The sequence below is a fragment of the Streptomyces africanus genome (assembly GCF_002150735.1).
GTDB lineage: Bacteria > Actinomycetota > Actinomycetes > Streptomycetales > Streptomycetaceae > Streptomyces > Streptomyces africanus.
The window spans coordinates 1-2147 of sequence record NZ_MUKA01000696.1 but is presented as its reverse complement, the minus strand read 5'-3'; the positions used below and the strand labels follow the sequence as shown (position 1 = coordinate 2147).

The window sequence follows — 2147 nt, the reverse complement described above, 5'->3', positions numbered from 1 at the left end:
GGCGGGCGGTACGGCTGCCGGAAGCACGGCCGGCGTGGCGGCGGGCGGTGTGATGCCGGGGGCTCCCGTCTCCCTCAACACGGCCACCGCCGACCAGCTCGACACCTTGCCGGGGGTCGGCCCGGTGCTGGCGCAGCACATCATCGACTACCGCACGCAGCACGGCGGTTTCCGTTCCGTGGACGAGCTGCGCGAGGTGAACGGCATCGGCGACCGCCGCTTCGCCGACCTGCGGAATCTCGTACGGCCATGAGGAGTTCCCGTGACGTGCCGATGGGGCGGGACGAGGCGGCACCGGATGCCGGTTCGGCGCTTCCCGTCCCGTCGGCCTCGCCCGCCCGTTCGTCCGTGCACGCCTCCTCCGGCAAGCGGCTGGGCAACTCCCGTCCGAGGCAGGAAGGACCCGCGGACCTGCGGCTCGTCCCACCCGCCCTCGCGGCCTGGGGCACGGCGGCGCTGGTGCTGGACGCGTCGCCGGGGTGGGTCCTCGGCATCGTGGCCGGCTGTCTGGCCGCCGTCGGTCTGCTGCCGCTCGCCCGGCGCGCGGGGTGGGCCTCCTGGCCGCGAGCTTCTGCCGCGGCCGTGCTGCTGTGTGTGGCCGCGGCTGCCGCCTCGGCCGGGCTGCATGGGGCGGATCTGCGCCGGGGACCTGTGCCTGGCCTGGCGCGGGAGTACGCGACGGTGACCGCCGAGCTGGAGCTGACCTCCGATCCCCGGCTCACCCGGCCGAGGGTCCGGGGCGATCACGTCGCTCCGACCGCCGTGCTGATCGAGGCCGATGTGCGGCGCGTCCAGGAGGCGGGCGGGGCGACGGTGGGGACGCGGACGCCGGTGCTGGTGATCGTCGACCTGGGGTCGGCCGGCCGGACGGCCGAGGGCGGGCGGACTGCGGCCGGTGGGCCGGTGCGGTCGCCGTGGCTGGGGCTGCTGCCGTCGACGCGGGTGCGGGTCAGTGCGCGGCTGGCGCCCGCGATGACGGGCGGTGACCGGGTCGCGGCGGTGCTGCGGGTGCGGGGCAGGACCGAACCGGACGTGGTCGGGGATCCCTCGGCCGCTCAGCGGCTCGCCGGGCGGTTGCGGGCGGGGCTGCGGGAGGCGACCGAGGGGCTGTCGGCGGATGCCCGGGCGTTGTTGCCGGGGCTGGTCGTGGGGGACACCTCGCGGATCACCCCGGAGCTGGAGGAGGCCTTCAAGGAGACCGACCTCACCCACACTCTCGCCGTGTCCGGGGCCAACTTCACGATCCTGCTCGCCCTGCTGCTCGGGCCGCCGGGCCTGGCGCAGCACGTCGAGCGGCGGGGGCTCGCGCCTCGCCTCGGCGTCTCCCTGCGGGCGACCGCCGTGCTCGGGGGCGTCCTCTCCCTCGGGTTCGTCGTCGTGTGCAGACCGGACCCGAGTGTGCTGCGGGCCGCGGCCTGTGGAGCCGTCGCGCTGCTCGCCCTCGCGACCGGCCGACGCAGGTCACTCATCCCGGCGCTGGCGACGGCGGTCCTGCTGCTGGTGCTGTACGACCCGTGGCTGGCGCGGAGTTACGGGTTTCTGCTCTCCGTCGCGGCCACCGGCGCCCTGCTCACGCTCGCGCCGCGCTGGAGCGCCGGGCTGCGGCGCGGGGTGCCGCCGCGGCTCGCCGAGGCGCTGGCCGCCGCTGCCGCCGCGCAGNNCCGTCGTCGCCGTGCTGTCGGCGCGGGTGAGTCTGGTGGCCGTTCCGTGCAACCTGATCGCGGAGTTCGCGATCGCTCCGGCCACGGTGCTGGGCTTCGCCGCACTGGCCACGGCACCGATGGCGATGCCCCTGGCCAAGGCGCTGGCGTGGGGTGCCCAGTGGCCCGCCGAGTGGATCGCGGAGGTCGCCCGTACCGGGGCCGCGCTGCCGGGAGCGGGAGTGGACTGGCCGGGCAGTTGGGCGGGTGCGGCGCTGCTGGCGGCCGTGACGCTGGTCGTGCTGCTCGTGGGACGGCGGCTGCNNCCGCCGCCCGGCTGGCGGCTGGTGATGTGCGACGTGGGGCAGGGCGACGCCCTGGTGCTCGCGGCGGGCGAGGGCGCCGGTGTGGTGGTGGACGCGGGACCCGATCCGCAGCTCGTCGACCACTGCCTGCGCTCGCTCGGCATCACGAGGATTCCGCTGGTCGTGCTCACCCACTTCCACG

General features: G+C 76.2%; 1 protein-coding gene and 1 pseudogene. Both read left to right on the top strand.

All coding sequences use genetic code 11. From position 1 onward, the window contains the following. A partial coding sequence (locus CCL05_RS43490) for a ComEA family DNA-binding protein (RefSeq protein ID WP_244204636.1) occupies window positions 1-253 on the top strand: 253 nt, incomplete at its 5' end. A 95-nt stretch (window positions 254-348) separates the two neighbouring features. Beyond that, window positions 349-2147 (top strand): annotated as a pseudogene (locus tag CCL05_RS43485) (ComEC/Rec2 family competence protein); the annotation flags it as partial.